This window comes from Pseudomonas sp. PF05 (assembly GCF_056521845.1).
Genome location: NZ_JBWLPW010000006.1, coordinates 256450 through 273681, shown reverse-complemented (window position 1 = coordinate 273681; position 17232 = coordinate 256450). Strand labels below are relative to the sequence as shown.

Below are 17232 nucleotides of genomic sequence, written 5' to 3'. Positions count from 1 at the left end.
CTATGGATATTCGAGGAATTCCAATGCCTGTTACTGAAACGGAATATCGCCAGGTCGTCATCATCGGCGCAGGCCCTTCCGGCGCCATCGCCGCCGCGCTGCTCAAGCGCAAGGGCCATGATGTGCTGGTCATCGAGCGCCAGCATTTCCCCCGGTTCTCCATCGGTGAGAGCCTGCTGTCCCATTGCCTGGATTTCGTCGAAGAAGCCGGCATGCTCGAGGCGGTGAATGCCGCCGGGTTCCAGCGCAAGAACGGTGCCGCGTTTGCCTGGGGCGAGCGCTACAGTGCCTTCGATTTTGGCGATACCTTCAGCAACGGCAAGCCTACGACCTTCCAGGTACAACGCGCCGACTTCGACAAGTTGCTGGCCGACCAGGCCGCCCTGCAAGGCGTGGAGATCCGCTACGGCCAAGCGATTGCCAGCGCCGATTTCAGCCTCGCCAAGCCACAACTGGGCGTGCTGCGCGAAGATGGCAGCGAGTACCGGGTCGAGGCCGACTTCGTGCTCGATGCCAGCGGCTATGGCCGGGTCCTGCCGCGCCTGCTGGACCTTGAGGCCCCGTCGAATTTCCCGGTGCGCCAGGCGGTATTCACGCACATCGAAGATCGCATCGACGCACCGGCGTTCGACCGGGAGAAAATCCTGATCACCACCCACCCGAGCAAACGCGACGTGTGGTTCTGGACCATTCCGTTCAGCGGCGGGCGCTGCTCGGTGGGCGTGGTCGCGGCGGCGGAACATTTCGCCGGCCGCACCGACGACCTCGATGCCTGCCTGCGCGGTTTCATCGATGAAACCCCAAGCCTGGCCGGCGTGCTGCAAAACGCCGTGTGGGACACCCCGGCGCGGACCATCGGCGGCTACTCGGCCAACGTCAAGACCCTGCACGGCCAAGGCTTCGCCCTGCTGGGCAACGCCGCTGAATTCCTCGACCCGGTGTTCTCCTCCGGCGTGACCATTGCCATGCGCTCGGCGAGCATGGCCGCCGCCGTGCTCCATCGCCAGTTGCAAGGCGAAAGCGTGGACTGGCAACGCGAGTTTGCCGAGCCGCTCAAGCGCGGCGTCGACACCTTCCGCTGCTACGTCGAGGGCTGGTACGCCGGCACCTTCCAGGACGTGATTTTCTACACCGAAGGTTCGGCCGACATCCGGCGCATGATCAGCTCGATCCTGGCCGGCTACGCCTGGGACTCGCTTAACCCGTTCGTCAGCGAACCCAAGCGGCGCCTGCGCATGCTTTCGGAAATCTGCGCGAGCCCGGCGCCGAGTCAGCAACCATGAGCTACCTGAGCGACAACTACGTCGAAGAAACCCGCTTCGGTTTCTGGTTCCTGCGCAGCCACACCTGGCAGCACCATGTATTGCGCGTTGCGATCAACGACCTGTGCAGCCTGTTCAGCACCCCGCTGCCGACCAACCCGGTGCTGCTGGACGCCGGCTGCGGCCAGGGCAAGTCGTTTCAATACCTGCGCCAGGTGTTCGCGCCGCAGCGCCTGATCGGGGTCGACGCCGATCCCCACAGCCTCGACCTGAGCCGGGAGGAAGCCACGCGCCAGGACATGGCCGTGGAACTGATCGGCAGCGACTGCGCGACCTTGGCGGTGCCCGATGCCAGCGTCGACCTGTTGTTCTGCCACCAGACCTTCCATCACCTGGTGGAGCAGGAAAAAGCCCTCGCCGAGTTCTATCGCGTGCTCAAGCCCGGTGGTTACCTGATGTTCGCCGAATCCACCGAGGCCTACATCGATACCTGGGTGATCCGCTGGCTGTTCCGTCACCCCATGCACGTGCAGAAAAGTGCCACCCAGTACCTGGAGATGATCCGCAGCCAAGGCTTGCAATTCGAAGCCCGCAATGTGTCCTATCCGTATCTGTGGTGGAGCCGCGCCAAGGACTTCGGCTTGTTGGAGCGTTTTGGCCTGCGCCGTGCCAAACCGTTCGGCGAGCGAGAGGAAACCCTGGTCAATGTAGTGGCTCGCAAGCCCATCGAAGGGGCCCCCGGATGATTCGTGCCCTGCTTCTCGGCTGCCTGTTGCTGCTCAGCGCCTGCGCCAGCCATGCGCCGCTGCCCGAGCGCACGCCAACCCTGGCCTTGCCGATGCAACTGCACATCGAGCGGACAATGGCCGGCCAACGCCAGGACTGGCTGCTGGTGATCCAGCGCGAAGACGCAGGCCTTCGCTGGTCGATGATGGACCCGCTGGGCATTCCCGTGGCCCGCCAGCGCCTGGTCGCTGGCCGGTGGCAGGCTGACGGTCTGCTGCCGCCCAATGCCGAGGCCCGGGAGTTGTTCGCGGCGCTGTTGTTCGCCCTGACTCCTGAAACCGAACTGTCCGACAACTACCCGGCCGCCCGGCAACAGGCGTCGCAACGGACGCTCGATAGTCGCTGGCAGGTGCGCTACACGCAGCCGCTGGATTTTGAAATGAGCCTGCTCCAAGGCCCACGCTACCGCATCACACCGTTGACCGAGAACGCCCCATGACCGCCTATTTGAATGCCCTCGGGGTGATTTGCGCCCTCGGCCGCAACAAACATGAGGTGGCACGCAACCTGTTTGCCGGCGACTGCTCGGGCGTGCGTATCAAGGACGGCTGGGTGGCCGAACGTGCATTGCCGGTTGCCGCAGTGCCGGGTGAACTCGCCCCCATTCCCCCAACCCTGTTGGCGCACCGCAGCCGTAACAATCAACTGCTGCTGGAAGCCGGGTTGCAGATTCGCGCCGAGATCGACCAGGCCATCGAGGCCTACGGTCGCGCCCGCATCGGCATCGTGTTGGGCACCAGCACTTCGGGGATCGATGAAGCCAGCCAGGGCATTGCCCATTACCTGCGCGAGCAGCGCTTCCCCGATGGCTACGACTACCAGCAACAGGAACTCAGTGCGCCGGCCAATTTTCTTTCCGAATGGCTCGGCCTGAGCGGCCCGTCGTACGTGATTTCCACGGCCTGCACCTCCAGCGCCCGCGCCTTGATGAGCGCCCGGCGCCTGCTGGACCTGGGCCTGTGCGATGCCGTGCTGTGCGGTGGCGTGGACAGCCTGTGCAAACTGACCCTCAACGGTTTTTCCGCACTGGAAGCGGTGTCGAACGAACGCTGCAATCCGTTTTCGGTGAACCGCAGCGGCATCAACATTGGCGAAGCAGCGGTGCTGTTTCTCATGAGCAAGACGCCAGGCGAAGGCACACCGATTGCCTTGCTCGGCGACGGCGCCAGTTCCGATGCCCACCATATTTCCGCACCTGAACCCAGCGGTCGCGGCGCCCGCCAGGCCATGGAAAAAGCCCTGCGCTGCGCCGGCCTCGAGGCCAGCCAGATCGACTACCTGAACCTGCACGGCACCGCCACGCAACACAATGACGCCATGGAAAGCCAGGCAGTGGCCGGGCTGTTTCCGGCGGGCGTGCCCTGCTCGTCCACCAAGCCCATGACCGGCCATACCCTCGGCGCGGCAGGGGCATTGGAAGCAGCATTCTGCTGGCTGGCCCTGAGCACCGAAAACACCGCCCTGGCCTTGCCGCCGCATGCCTGGGACGGCCAGGCCGATCCGGCCCTGCCGGCACTGGACTGGGTCACCGCCGGCACCCGCCTGAACCCGGCCACCCCACGCCGCCTGATGAGCAATTCATTTGCATTCGGCGGCAACAACGTCAGCCTGATTATCGGAGACGCCCCATGATTGACTGGCCGCTCGCCGAACTGCTGCCCCATGCCGGCGACATGATCCTCATCGACCGGATCCTGTCGTTCGATGACGAACAGATCCATACCCACGCCACCGTCAAGCCCGGCGGCTTGTTCAGCCGCGACGACGGCGCGCTGCCGGCCTGGGTCGGCATCGAGCTGATGGCCCAAAGCGTCGCGGCGTTTGCCGGTTGCCATGCACGCCAACGGGGTGATGCCGTGGCGCTGGGCTTTTTGCTCGGCACTCGCAAGTTCGAATGCAACGTCGAGTGTTTTCCCGCGGGCGTCGAACTGACCATCCACGGTGTGCGCTCCCTGGAAGACGACAACGGCATGGGCGTGTTCGAATGCCACATCCGCGGCCCCGGCATCCATGCCACGGCCCGGCTCAACGTATTCCGTCCGCCCCAGGCCGCCCATTACCTTCATGAACCGTCCGCAACAGGAAACCCGTCATGACTGAATCCGTACTGGTCACCGGCTCCAGCCGTGGTATCGGCCGCGCCATCGCCCTGCGCCTGGCCCAGGCCGGGCACGACATCGTGCTGCACTGCCGCAGCGGCCGCGCCGAGGCCGAGACGGTCCAGGCGCAAATCCAGGCCCTGGGCCGCAATGCCCGAGTGCTGCAATTCGACGTGGCCGACCGTGCCGCGTGCAAGGCCATTCTCGAAGCCGATGTCGAAACCCACGGTGCCTATTACGGCGTGGTGCTCAACGCCGGCCTGACCCGCGATGGTGCCTTCCCGGCCCTGAGCGAAGACGACTGGGATGTGGTGATGCGCACCAACCTCGACGGGTTCTATAACGTGCTGCATCCGGTGATGATGCCGATGATCCGTCGTCGCGCCGCCGGGCGGATCGTCTGTATCACCTCGGTTTCCGGCCTGATCGGCAATCGCGGCCAGGTCAACTACAGCGCCTCGAAGGCCGGTTTGATCGGCGCGGCCAAGGCGTTGGCAATCGAGCTGGGCAAGCGCAAGATCACCGTCAACTGCGTCGCGCCAGGCCTGATCGACACCGCCATGCTCAATGAAAACGTACCCGTGGAAGAACTGATGAAAATGATCCCCGCCCAGCGCATGGGCACCCCGGAAGAAGTGGCCGGCGCGGTGAATTTCCTGATGTCCGCCGAAGCCAGCTACATCACCCGGCAGGTCCTGGCCGTCAACGGAGGCTTGTGCTGATGAAGCGCGTCGTCGTCACCGGCATGGCCGGCATCACCTCCATAGGCAGCGACTGGGAGACCATCGCCGCCAACTTCGCCGCCAACCGCAGCGGCATCCGGCGCATGGATGAGTGGGACCGTTTCACCGAACTGAACACCCGCCTGGCCGGCCCCATCGACGACTTCCAGGTCCCGGCCCACTGGACCCGCAAGCAACTGCGCAGCATGGGCCGGGTTTCGCGCCTGGCGGTCGCGTCGGCGGAACAGGCCCTGGCCGACGCCGGCCTGCTGGGCGACGCGTCGATCAAGGACGGGCGCATGGGCGTGTCCTGCGGTTCGTCCACCGGCAGCACCGACGAGATCAAGGCGTTCGGCAACATGCTGCTCAACAGCGTGGCCGAAGGGCTGAACGCCAACTCCTATGTGCGGATGATGCCCCACACCACGGCGGCCAACATCAGCATCTTCTTCGGGCTGACCGGGCGCCTGATTCCCACCTCCAGCGCCTGCACCAGCGGCAGCCATGGCATCGGCTATGCCTACGAGGCCATCAAGTTCGGACGCCTGCCGCTGATGCTCGCCGGTGGCGCCGAAGAGCTGTGCCCGACCGAAGCGATGGTGTTCGATGCGCTCTACGCCACCAGCCTGAAAAACGATGCGCCGCAAACCAGCCCGCGTCCCTACGACAAGGACCGCGATGGCCTGGTGATCGGCGAAGGCGCCGGCATCTTGGTACTCGAAGAACTGGAACATGCGTTGGCGCGCGGCGCGCGGATCCATGCCGAGATCGTCGGCTTTGGCAGCAATGCCGACGGCCAGCACGCCACCCGCCCCGAACTCCTCACCATGCGCCGGGCCATGGAACTGGCCCTGGAAGATGCCGGCCTCGAACCTTCGGCCATCGGCTACGTCAACGGCCACGGCACCGCCACCGAACAGGGCGACATTGCCGAAACCCTGGCCACCAGCAGCCTGTTTGGGGAACACATGCCCATCAGCTCGCAGAAAAGCTTCCTCGGTCACACCCTGGGTGCCTGCGGGGCGCTGGAGTCCTGGTTCAGCATCGAAATGATGAACCGCGACCTCTACGTGCACACCTTCAACCTCGATGAGGTTGATCCCCAATGTGGCAAGCTCGATTACCTGCGTAACGAGTTACGGTCGATGAGCCACGAATATGTGATGAACAACAACTTCGCCTTTGGTGGGGTCAACACCTCGCTGATTTTCCGCCGCTGGCACTGAATCGGATTCAAAACCCTGTTACTCCTCGTCAAGGAGACCTTGATGTCGTTGAAGAAAATCGCCGTGACCGCCGCCCTGTTGCTCAGCACCCTGCCAAGCCTCAGCCAGGCCCGTGATACCGCGCTGCTCCTGCCATTCGACAAAGCCGTGGCCGAAGCCATCAGCACCGGCGCGATCATGGCGGGGGTTGCGTTGAAAGGGGATTTGGCGAAGGTGCAATAACACCTTTTGAAGCCCCTCCGGAATGTAGGAGCTGTGTAGGCGCTGCGTAGGAGCTGTGTAGGAGCTGTCGAGTGCAACGAGGCTGCGATCTTCCCCCAGACACCCGAGTCTCAAGCGAAAGATCAAAAGATCAAAAGATCAAAAGATCAAAAGATCAAAAGATCAAAAGATCGTCCGAACGCGGCCCGAGCCTTCGGCAACGCCTACAGGATTCGATAGCGGAGAGTCAGTGCCAGTGATGTCGGCTGTGCCACCGTCATCGCGAGCAAGCTCCCACAGGTTTGAAGTAACCCTCACTCATTGGATGTCCTCCTTCATCGCATTCGAGTGCAAACAATGAACCTGCGCCAGCCTAAGCGCAGGCAAGAAATCCTCCGCCATCGGCACACCTTCACGCACGATGATCAAGAAACGTTTCTGAAGCGTATTGATGATTTCGTCGCCATTGCTCAAGCGACTGCCAACCAGTGCGATGTTGCTATTGTTTTCCCCGGCGCCGGTGATGATCCGTGCCGTGCTGCCATCGGCATACACCACCTGGTCGCCTTTCTGCGCGGCGCGTACTTTCCAGCCATTGTCCAAGGTGAACGTCAACGAAGATGACACCTGTTGGATCGTTCCGCCGTTACGCGTCTGGCTGCCTTCGGTGGCCACTCGATAAATAGCGATGGGCGGATGAGCTTCGACGAATGCTTTTTGTCGATTAACGAATGCCGCGACTTCTTCGCCGTAACCCTCCAGGTGGCGTTGCTCCAGGTACAAGTCATCCAAATGACGGAGCGCTTCACGGGAGATTTCGTTGGTGTAGCGGGCATCCAAAGATGAGTGCATTTCCAGGGGCCTTATTCATGGGCTTCAGGCTGCGTCCCTTGCCGCTGGGGAGGAGCACTGAGCCGGACGATTCGGAATGATGAATAAGACGTTGCAGCGCAGGCGAGCCGCAATCCCAGCGATGTGGTATCTGGTACGAATAGGAAGTGTCGCAACTCGAAATGCGCGTTTTCCTACAATCCAACGGCCCCTGACCATGGGTCAACACCGGACGTCGTACACCGCCTCCCTTGCTTATGTGCGGTATCCATCTACCACCCTATCGTCGCCCGCCCCCAATAAGTTGCTCTTCCGAAAACTCTCAGGATGAGAACATGCAGGAAGACACTTCCCCCACACCGCCTCTCGACTCGCCACAGGCCGACATCAGTCTGCTGATGACTTCGCAGCAACACATGCTCCGCTTGAATGGCGCCGTTCCAACGCCTTCAACGATCACAAGGCAGCACCTGAAGCAGTGGTTCAACGACAACTTCCCGGTATCGGCAAGCGACCTGATGGTCGAAGATTTATCTGTACGCACGCTGCAAGAGGAGCCGATCCCGCTCTCGGAGCGCGTGCCCGATGGGCCGACGTCCAGGCGGACAGTGGCGTCCATGTCGTACCTCGAGACGCTGTTCTGGCGTGCCGTCGCCGGTCAGATGGACATCCAGGCGTTTTTCTCCGAGATGGACTATCTCGAAGTTGTCGTCAATAACGGCTCCTCCACACAAACGCCCGCCGCGCTGAACAGCCGTGAAGCGAAGGAGCAAATCAAGCGGCTGCTGAACACCACGCAAGCATCCTATGAACAGCTGCTGACACAGAAACTGGACGAGTTCTGGACGACACCGGCCGACTTCACCCCGGGCCGCAGTGTCGCCGACTGGTTGGCCGAAGAACTCGGTACGCAACTTAAGGCGCAAGCGGATCTTCATCTTCGGGATACGACGTTGGACCGGGCCACCCACAACGCGGTGACGCGCCATGTGGCTGCAGCCTCGGGCCTTGGGGGCGCTCGCGCAACATCCGGCGTCTTCAGCTTGAGCCTGAGCCTCCAGCCTTGGGAGTTCAGCCTGCCGGTACGGGGTGCCGTCGTGCTGACACGGCCCGACGATGCCAGTCATTCGACGGGGTTCGTCTTGTACCGTCCAGGTCATCCGTTGGAAGTGTTCGCCAGTCAGGCGCTACTGACGTCCAGTTTGAAGAACGACGATGAGGCTGGGAGTGAGCTGGACACCGTACCACTGGCCAAGAACTTTCTGGTTCATCTGGTCGACGATTTGCGCTCGACGCAAAAAACAGCCATCAGCAATACGTTTTTGAATGGTCCCGTCGAAGGAGAGGGCATCGCGGCCTGGGTAAGACGGATGGATGCCGCGGCCGACATAGGCAATACGCTGGACCTGGCGGGCGTCATGGACGAGCGTGAACTGCGACTGAACCTGAAAAGACTGGACGAATGGCTTCACGATTCGCCACACATCACTGGTGCTGACCGCCTCGCCTGGTGGAAGGCTATCCAGGCGCTGCACCAGAGCATGGTGGACACGCCGCCTCCCCCGGACCCGGTGATGTTGGCCACTCCAGAGGCGCTCGAAGAACGGAGCCGCACGCTGCTTGCCCGCTATATCGCAGAAAAATACCCACCGGTTGACCCTGACAGCGTCTCGTTGAGTTTCAGAAGAGAACTTGTCGACCCGCGTGCGCCGACGGGCACATCGCCGTTTGGCTCCGGACTCTCGCAAGACCGCGTGAGAGGGATCGTTGATGACCAGCGCTCCATGACGCAATGGGCCATGTCCAACCTGACCCACGACGAACGTAACGCAGCCCACCCGACCGTCGTCGGGCCACTGAGCTTTGCGCAGATTGTCGAGGTCATTGAACGGGCAGACCTCGGTCGCCGGCTTCCGGCCGAACTGCAACTCGCTGCCCGGGAGCGGAAATCGCAATGGCTGGCCCTGAAAGCGAAGCAGATGCGGGCACAGGTCTGGGCGGCTCACATCTCGGGGGACTTGAGGCATGACAAGGACAATACCGGACTGAACCTGGTGCTGGCAGCGCTGGACAGTCCCACGCCGGATCGGCGCGCCAAGGTCAACGGGCACGAGGTGGTGGTCCGCCAGTTGCAATGGGGCGACAGCGTTTTGAAGTCGATCGTGGCATTTGGAGTCAGGAGCGTGGCGAGCCGTCCGTCGCTGACGTTGTATACGCCGGACGCGCCGGATGGCAAAGCGTTCAGGGACGTGGACGCTGCCAGCGGCCGGACATTGGAAGCCGCCCTGGCGCAGGCACTCACCGCTACGCCGCAGATGACCCGCTGGCTCATCGCGCAACTGCCGCTGCTGGAGCAGACCGCGCAACTCGCCAGCATGGTGCCGACCCCGGAAAACCTGACCCTTGATGAAAAGATCAAGAAGGTCACGCAATCCACTTTCACCTGGGCGAGGGCCAGGGCTCAAGCGGATTTTACAGCGAAAATTTCTTCGCCCATCGTAGGAGGGAATCTGTTCGAAGCACTGCATGAGACGCAAATCACCCATGCAATAAATACGGCGCAAACGCTGACAGTGAGCAACGCGCAGCGTGACAGCACGGCGGCGCGGGAAGGACGCCGCAACGGTGTCATGCTGTTGACAGGCGCGATGTCGATGGTGGCTGGCGGTCGGCTGGGCAGCCTATTCGGGCTGGCGATTCTGCCGACCATGGCCGGGGGCGCCGCAGTGTCGGCGATAGACAACGAGGGCGGCAGCTTCAGCCAGTGGACAAGTGATTTCATCAGTGGGATGGGTGAGGTCTTGGTCGAAGCCGGACAGGACGTGATCATGGCTCGCGCAAGCCGTATCCGACGCCAGGCATGCCCGATGCTCTCGTCTCTGCCCAGAATGCCGGATCCGGAGCTGGAACCCTTTCATCTCAAGGGGTTTGACGGCAAAGGGTTGGTGGCAGAGGGCCGTAATCGCTACCAGGACACGAACGGGCAGGGTTATCTGAAAATAGGCAGCAAGTACTTCAAGTCAGCCATGCAGGAAGGCGAGCGGATTATCTATGCCCCCAACAACCGTACGAACCAACGCCCGGTCACCTGGAAAAACGGCCGATGGCAGATCGAGGCGCCCTTGCGGCTACTTGGTGGCGGTGCTGTACAGAGTCTGATCAGTCGCTACCGGGAAACCCCGGAACAGAAGAAATACAACATATTAGTGGAGGGCGCTTTGATAACTGAATTCAGCCCCCCTGTCGAACTGGCCAACACAGTAAAACGTGTCGTTAACTCCATGCCTGAAGAGCTGGTTGTACGAATACTCCAGGAAAGCATGCAAGAGGTGGGCATACGAGACTTGGATACTTATCGCTCGCAACTAAGCCAGGTCTATCAAACACGCATAACCGCACACGAGAAGCTCTTACATAAAATCAATATGTGGATGCACGTCGACTCGGCAGCTAACTACATCGAAGCGAGGCCCGATGGCTTCACCCTGACGGCCGCCCAACAAATACTCATCTTCAATAAGATTGAACGACTGGGAGGCAGGCTGATTGATCGCAAAGGCAAATTCAAGACGGTGGTCTCCTCGTTGGAGGACAACGTAACGGGTGCAACATTCCTGGCAATCACCCCTGAGAAAGGAAAACTGAGAGAAGCCGTGCGTAAAATCTCAGATGCCCACGAAGACGTATTGAAAACGACAAAAAAGCAAATCCTGGACGAGCTACAACCGCTATTCCCGGGAGATGGACCTGATATAGAGACTGCCAAGTGGAAATATATTGCCTCTCCCGAACATCGCGAAGAGTACAAAACGAAATTCATCAGTATCTTCCGCGTGGAAATGCGCCGCAGAAACATGCCAGGACTCCTGACCGAGATCCGGCAGAACAGTCTTCCCTACGTCATTGTCAACCGAGGTAGATCACAGCAGAAGACGATGCTTGTTACCGAGGAAGACATCACGAGGTTCACCGGAAAACTATTAAGCTATGACGCGTTCGACATCGAGGTGATGACCCAGGCCCGCACAAATAAAGTGACAGGCACACAACCTCCAGCTGAGTCCCCAGCGCCAACGGTTCTCTTGTCAGCGCCGGACAAGTTCACGGTCAATACGAGCCCACTGGCTGAGTCACAAATGGCTTATGACAACTTTCCCGAAGCTGCCAGAACGAAAGTGCTTGAAATCATGGATGACATTCGTGCCGGCAGGGTGACCACAAAGAAAATCAACCGGTATTACTGGTACGACATGGCCAGGCTGGCGCCAGGGGGTGGCAGGGGCGCGTGGCGCGCCGCGTTCGAACGCCAGCGCGATACCTGGACACTCCAGGGCTTCTTTGACTACCACGCCAACAAACCTGCGACCGTTTGGGGGGATTGAGCCCGCTCCACAGGCGTTTTGCGCAGAGTGAAGGTGCTGCGACCACCCACGGTCAAGGGTGGGGCTTGCTCGCGAACACAGGCGTTTTTCGCTTAACCGCTACTCGGTATTGCCAGTCAACAACGCCACGAACGCTGCCGCCATCGGCGAACGCTGATCCTTGCGCTGTACCAGCCACACCGCCGACACCGCCGCCGGATCGAGCAGCGGGCGGTAGACAACCCCATCGATACGCATGCGCTGGTAAGACGCCGGCAATACCGAGACCCCCAGCCCCGCCGCGACCAGGCCGATGATGGTCATGGCTTCGCCGGCTTCCTGGGCGAAATGCGGGCTGAAACCGGCGTCGCGGGCCAGGTTCAGGAGTTGGGCGTAGAGGCCGCTGCCGTAGCTGCGGGGGAAGAACACGAACGGCTCCTGGGCCAAGGCCGAGAGGAACAGGCCGTCTTCATTGCCCTGGGCCAAGGGATGCTTGGCACTGAGCACGGCTACCAGCGGTTCGCGGCTGAGCTCGATTTCCGTCAGGGTGTCGGGCAGCGGCAATGGGCGCATGATGCCCACCTCGATCACTTCGTCCAGCAGTGCGTCGGCCACTTGGGTACTGCTCATTTCCCGCAGGTTCAGGTGCACCGCCGGGAAGCGTTGCCGGAATGAAAAAATCGCCTGGGGGATGGTGGAATTGAACGGTGCCGAGGAGGTGAAGCCGATTTTCAGCTCGCCCAATTCCCCCAGTTGGGCGCGGCGGGCGACGTCGGCGGCTTTGTCGACCTGAACCAATACCCGCCGCGCTTCTTCAAGGAACAACCGTCCGGCCTCGCTCAATTCGACCCGACGATTAGTACGCTCGAACAGCCGCGCGCCAATCTCCTGCTCCAGCGCCTGGATCTGCTGGCTCAAGGGCGGCTGGGAGATGCCCAGGGCCAACGCGGCACGGCCGAAATGCAGTTCTTCGGCAACGGCGATGAAGTAACGCAGGTGACGCAATTCCATGGGGCAATCCAATAGGTCGCAAAACGTCTTAAACAGGTCGAACAATATATTGGATAGAATCATTAGCCGGCTATATGCTTTTTTCATTGCCTGCCTGATCGTGCCCTTGCGAGGTCCACCGTGAAAATTGCTGTCGCTCCACTGGCCCATGAAATCCCACTGCGTACGCAGGATGATGCCGTCGCCGAACTCAAGGACATCTACATCGAGAAAGGCACGCCGATGTTCATGCGCACGGTGCTGGCGCTGTTCTGTGGTGGCTTTGCGACCTTTGCCCTGCTGTATTGCGTGCAACCGATGATGCCGCTGTTGTCCCGGGAGTTTTCCATCAATGCAGCGCAGAGCAGCCTGATTCTGTCGGTGGCGACCGGCCTGCTCGCGATCGGCCTGTTGATCACCGGTCCGATTTCCGACCGCATCGGGCGCAAGCCGGTGATGGTCGCGGCGCTGTTCGCCGCCTCAGTGTGTACGATTGCCAGCGCCATGATGCCGACCTGGCAGGGTGTATTGCTGCTGCGCGCCTTGGTGGGGTTGTCGTTGAGCGGGTTGGCAGCGGTCGCGATGACGTATTTGAGCGAAGAAATCCATCCCAGGCACATCGGCCTGGCGATGGGGCTGTACATCGCCGGCAACGCCATCGGCGGCATGTCCGGACGCCTGATTGCCGGGGTCTTGATCGACTTCGTCAGCTGGCACACCGCGATGCTGGTGATTGGCGGCCTGGCGCTGATCGCAGCAGCGGTGTTCTGGAGAATCCTGCCTGAGTCACGCAATTTCCGTCCCCGTTCGCTGCACCCGCGCAGTCTGCTGGACGGTTTCACCATGCACTTTCGCGACGCCGGCTTGCCGCTGCTGTTTCTTGAAGCCTTCGTGTTGATGGGCGCGTTCGTGACGCTGTTCAACTACATTGGCTACCGCCTGCTGGCCGAGCCTTATCATTTGGACCAGGCCTTTGTCGGGTTGCTGTCGGTGGTGTACCTGTCGGGCATCTACAGCTCGGCCAAAGTCGGCGCATTGGCGGACAAACTCGGCCGGCGCAAAATGCTCTGGGCAACCATCGCGCTGATGCTGGCCGGCCTCGTGCTGACCATGGCCACCCCGCTGTGGCTGGTGGTCCTGGGGATGCTGGTGTTCACCTTCGGCTTCTTCGGCGCCCACTCGGTTGCCAGTAGCTGGATCGGCCGCCGCGCCCTCAAGGCCAAGGGTCAGGCTTCGTCACTTTATTTGTTCAGTTATTACGCCGGCTCCAGCGTTGCGGGCACGGCGGGCGGCGTGGCCTGGCACCTGGGCGGGTGGAACGGTGTCGGCTTGTTCATCGGTGGTTTGCTGGTGGTCGCGTTGTGGGTGGCGGTGAAGTTGGCCAAATTGCCGTTGTTGCCGGGGAATGTTCAGGTTTAAGCCACACGCGGTCCCTGTCCAAACCTGGTGTAGGAGCTGCCGAGTGCAACGAGGCTGCGATCTTGTCACGGACAATTGAGTCGCAAGCGAAAGATCAAGAGATCGCAGCCTTCGGCAGCTCCTACAAAGCCCAAACCAGCGCACGCCAATTGCCTGGTCGCCGGCAAGCAGGTCGGCATCGACATGCACCGCACGCACATCGATGCCCTGCGTGGTGAGTAACGCCAGCAACGCCTGGAAACGGTCTCGCTGCGTCACCATCAGCGGATAACGGTGCTGACGGTCGCGCGGGCCGATGCTGATGTGCAGCGCCTCCAGGTTTTCACTCAGTTGCTCTTCGACGGCAAATGCCAGAAAGTTGGACTACCCCTATGTAGGATAAGTCTCTCAACATAGAAGGAAGGATCTCTGATTCTATTCTTCTTACATAAATAGAGAAAACCCTTACAAATAGAACTAGCTATCAAACACAGCACAAAAAAACAGAAACACCGAATAAAACAACCGACTAATTTCACGCAATATCTATCAAAAAAAGGACATTAAAAAGCCTGTCCGGCACAGGTCCGGACAGGCTGGGTGACAAGGGCCGCAATCAGAGGTGATATTGCGCCGACAACTCATGCACCGCCCGCAGGAAGGCGCCGGCATGTTCCGGGTCGACTTCCGGGGTGATGCCATGGCCGAGGTTGAACACATGGCCGCTGCCACTGCCGTAGCTGGCCAGGATGCGCCCGACTTCAGCGCGGATGGCTTCAGGCTTGGCGTAGAGCACAGTCGGGTCCATGTTGCCTTGCAGCGCGACCTTGTGACCGACGCGCTCGCGCGCATTGCCAATGTCGCAGGTCCAATCCAGGCCCAGGGCGTCGGCGCCAGCATCGGCGATGCTTTCCAGCCACAGGCCGCCGTTCTTGGTGAACAGGATCACCGGGACTTTGCGACCTTCGTGCTCGCGGATCAGGCCGCTGACAATCTTGCGCATGTAGGCCAGGGAGAATTCCTGGTACGCCGCCGCCGACAGGTTGCCGCCCCAGGTATCGAAGATCTGCACCGCTTGCGCACCGGCCAGGATCTGGCCGTTGAGGTAGGACGTCACCGACTGGGCCAACTTGTCCAGCAACAAGTGCATGGCCTGCGGGTTGTCGTAGAGCATTGCCTTGGTCTTGCGGAAGTCCTTCGACGAGCCGCCTTCGACCATGTAGGTGGCCAGGGTCCATGGGCTGCCGGAGAAACCGATCAGCGGTACGCGACCGTTGAGTTCACGGCGAATGGTGCTGACCGCGTCCATGACATAGCCCAGGTCTTTCTGCGGATCGGGAATCGGCAAGGCCTCGATGTCGGCCAGGGTGCTGATGACTTTTTTGAAGCGCGGGCCTTCGCCGGTCTCGAAATACAGGCCCTGGCCCATGGCATCGGGGATGGTGAGGATGTCGGAGAACAGGATCGCCGCGTCCAACTGCGGATACCGATCCAGCGGCTGCATCGTCACTTCGCAGGCGAACTGGGGGTTCATGCACAGGCTCATGAAGTCACCGGCCTTGGCGCGGCTGGCGCGGTACTCCGGCAGGTAGCGACCCGCCTGGCGCATCATCCACACCGGGGTGACGTCTACGGGTTGCTTGAGCAGGGCGCGAAGGAAACGGTCGTTCTTCAGGGCAGTCATGTCGGCATCCGGAAAAAAAGTGCGGGCATTTTCTCAGAGCGCGAGGCAAAAGGCACGGCAAGAGCCGTGCCTTTTATCTATCGGGGCAATTTGTCGCGGTGCAACACAACTTTCGCAACAGCACAACACACCTGTGGGAACAGTTTTTTGTGGGAGCAAGGCTTGCCCGCGATGAAAACACCTCGGTCTCTTGGGTACCGAGGCGCCTGGATCGCGAGCAAGCTTTGCTCCCACAGGGTTTTGTGTCGTTCGGTCAGACTTGCAGGTAATCGAGGATCCCTTCCGCCGCATTGCGGCCTTCGAAGATCGCCGTCACCACCAGGTCGGAACCCCGGACCATGTCGCCACCAGCGAAGATCTTCGGGTTGCTGGTCTGGTGCTTGTACTGACCTTGTTCCGGGGCCACGACGCGGCCCTGGCTGTCGGTCTGGATGCTGAACTGCTCGAACCACGGCGCCGGGCTTGGGCGGAAGCCGAAGGCGATGACCACGGCGTCGGCCGGGATGATCTCTTCGGAACCTGGGATCGGCTCGGGGCTGCGACGGCCACGGGCGTCCGGTTCGCCGAGACGGGTCTCGACCACCTTCACGCCTTCGACCTTGTCTTCACCGACAATGGCGATCGGCTGGCGGTTATAGAGGAACTTCACGCCTTCTTCCTTGGCGTTCTTCACCTCTTTGCGCGAGCCGGGCATGTTGGCTTCGTCACGACGGTAGGCACAGGTCACCGACTTGGCGCCCTGGCGAATCGAGGTGCGGTTGCAGTCCATCGCCGTATCGCCACCGCCGAGCACCACGACCTTCTTGCCCTTCATGTCGACGAAATCTTCCGGCGACTTTTCAAAGCCCAGGTTGCGGTTGACGTTGGCGATCAGGAAGTCGAGTGCGTCGTAGACGCCTGGCAGGTCCTCACCGGCAAAGCCGCCCTTCATGTAGGTGTAGGTGCCCATGCCCATGAATACCGCATCGTATTCTTCGAGCAGTTGCTCCATGGTCACGTCCTTGCCCACCTCGGTGTTCAGGCGGAACTCGATGCCCATGCCGGTGAAGACTTCGCGACGATTGCTCAGCACGGTCTTTTCCAGCTTGAACTCGGGGATACCGAAGGTCAGCAGACCGCCGATTTCCGGGTTCTTGTCGAACACCACCGGGGTCACGCCACCACGCACCAGCACATCGGCACAGCCCAGGCCCGCCGGGCCCGCACCGATGATCGCCACGCGCTTGCCGGTCGGCTTGACCTTGGACATGTCCGGACGCCAGCCCATGGCGAACGCGGTGTCGGTGATGTACTTCTCCACCGAACCGATGGTCACCGCGCCAAAACCGTCGTTGAGGGTGCACGCACCTTCGCACAGGCGATCCTGCGGGCACACCCGGCCGCAGACTTCCGGCAGGGTGTTGGTCTGGTGGGACAGCTCGGCGGCCTGGAGGATGTTGCCCTCGGCCACCAGTTTCAACCAGTTGGGAATGAAGTTGTGCACCGGGCACTTCCATTCGCAGTACGGGTTACCGCAGCCCAGGCAGCGGTGGGCCTGGTCGGCCGACTGCTGGGGTTTGAAAGGCTCGTAGATTTCCACGAACTCTTTCTTGCGTTGACGCAACAGTTTCTTCTTCGGATCCTTGCGCCCGACATCGATGAACTGGAAGTCGTTATTCAGACGTTCAGCCAT

General features: G+C 61.1%; 13 protein-coding genes and 2 pseudogenes. 10 read left to right on the top strand and 5 right to left on the bottom strand.

The features are described from left to right. Positions 1-23: 23 nt before the first annotated feature. From AC09SL_RS13065 to AC09SL_RS13030, 8 genes and pseudogenes are all read left to right on the top strand, one after another. Positions 24-1283 carry an NAD(P)/FAD-dependent oxidoreductase gene (locus AC09SL_RS13065; RefSeq protein ID WP_058543755.1) on the top strand — a complete coding sequence of 420 codons (1260 nt, stop codon included), beginning with the start codon at positions 24-26 and terminating at the stop codon, positions 1281-1283. Further along, the gene (locus AC09SL_RS13060; RefSeq protein WP_058543754.1) at positions 1280-2008 is read left to right on the top strand and encodes a class I SAM-dependent methyltransferase; all 729 of its coding nucleotides are present in this window, start codon (positions 1280-1282) and stop codon (positions 2006-2008) included. Before AC09SL_RS13065 ends, AC09SL_RS13060 begins: the two co-directional genes overlap by 4 nt. Continuing rightward, positions 2005-2487, top strand: coding sequence for a DUF3261 domain-containing protein (locus AC09SL_RS13055; protein ID WP_058543753.1), 483 nt, complete (start codon positions 2005-2007; stop codon positions 2485-2487). The genes AC09SL_RS13060 and AC09SL_RS13055 overlap by 4 nt, the downstream gene beginning before the upstream one ends. After that, on the top strand, positions 2484-3680 hold the full coding sequence (locus tag AC09SL_RS13050; protein WP_058543752.1) for a beta-ketoacyl-[acyl-carrier-protein] synthase family protein: 1197 nt from the start codon (positions 2484-2486) through the stop codon (positions 3678-3680). Before AC09SL_RS13055 ends, AC09SL_RS13050 begins: the two co-directional genes overlap by 4 nt. Next, on the top strand, positions 3677-4144 hold the full coding sequence (locus AC09SL_RS13045) for a hotdog family protein (protein WP_058543751.1): 468 nt from the start codon (positions 3677-3679) through the stop codon (positions 4142-4144). Before AC09SL_RS13050 ends, AC09SL_RS13045 begins: the two co-directional genes overlap by 4 nt. After that, positions 4141-4869 carry a 3-ketoacyl-ACP reductase FabG2 gene (locus AC09SL_RS13040; protein WP_058543750.1) on the top strand — a complete coding sequence of 243 codons (729 nt, stop codon included), beginning with the start codon at positions 4141-4143 and terminating at the stop codon, positions 4867-4869. The genes AC09SL_RS13045 and AC09SL_RS13040 overlap by 4 nt, the downstream gene beginning before the upstream one ends. Continuing rightward, the gene (locus tag AC09SL_RS13035; protein ID WP_058543749.1) at positions 4869-6095 is read left to right on the top strand and encodes a beta-ketoacyl-ACP synthase; all 1227 of its coding nucleotides are present in this window, start codon (positions 4869-4871) and stop codon (positions 6093-6095) included. The genes AC09SL_RS13040 and AC09SL_RS13035 overlap by 1 nt, the downstream gene beginning before the upstream one ends. Before the next feature lie 42 nt (positions 6096-6137). Beyond that, positions 6138-6284: pseudogene (locus AC09SL_RS13030) on the top strand (excinuclease); the annotation flags it as partial. Positions 6285-6614: 330 nt separating this feature from the next. On the opposite strand, the gene AC09SL_RS13025 reads toward AC09SL_RS13030, so the two are convergent. Then, positions 6615-7148: a PAAR domain-containing protein gene (locus tag AC09SL_RS13025; RefSeq protein ID WP_058543748.1), complete on the bottom strand. Its 534-nt coding sequence runs from the start codon at positions 7146-7148 to the stop codon at positions 6615-6617. Positions 7149-7462: 314 nt separating this feature from the next. Here AC09SL_RS13025 and AC09SL_RS13020 point away from each other — a divergent pair, with 314 nt between their 5' ends. Next, positions 7463-11509: a dermonecrotic toxin domain-containing protein gene (locus AC09SL_RS13020; protein ID WP_058543747.1), complete on the top strand. Its 4047-nt coding sequence runs from the start codon at positions 7463-7465 to the stop codon at positions 11507-11509. Positions 11510-11608: 99 nt separating this feature from the next. On the opposite strand, the gene AC09SL_RS13015 is transcribed toward AC09SL_RS13020, so the two are convergent. After that, positions 11609-12499, bottom strand: coding sequence for a LysR family transcriptional regulator (locus AC09SL_RS13015; RefSeq protein WP_058543746.1), 891 nt, complete (start codon positions 12497-12499; stop codon positions 11609-11611). Positions 12500-12640: 141 nt separating this feature from the next. Between AC09SL_RS13015 and AC09SL_RS13010 the strand changes: the two genes are divergently transcribed. Beyond that, positions 12641-13897 carry an MFS transporter gene (locus AC09SL_RS13010; protein WP_413468842.1) on the top strand — a complete coding sequence of 419 codons (1257 nt, stop codon included), beginning with the start codon at positions 12641-12643 and terminating at the stop codon, positions 13895-13897. 177 nt (positions 13898-14074) lie between these two features. Here the strand turns inward: AC09SL_RS13010 and AC09SL_RS13005 are convergent. The 3 genes and pseudogenes from AC09SL_RS13005 to AC09SL_RS12995 all read right to left on the bottom strand — a co-directional run. After that, a pseudogene (locus tag AC09SL_RS13005) lies at positions 14075-14251 on the bottom strand (type II secretion system protein GspL); the annotation flags it as partial. A gap of 241 nt (positions 14252-14492) precedes the next feature. Continuing rightward, positions 14493-15560, bottom strand: a complete 1068-nt coding sequence (hemE, locus tag AC09SL_RS13000; protein ID WP_058543744.1) for a uroporphyrinogen decarboxylase — start codon at positions 15558-15560, stop codon at positions 14493-14495. 253 nt (positions 15561-15813) lie between these two features. Continuing rightward, positions 15814-17232 (bottom strand): FAD-dependent oxidoreductase, encoded by a 1419-nt coding sequence (locus AC09SL_RS12995; RefSeq protein WP_003196992.1) that lies wholly within the window; start codon positions 17230-17232, stop codon positions 15814-15816.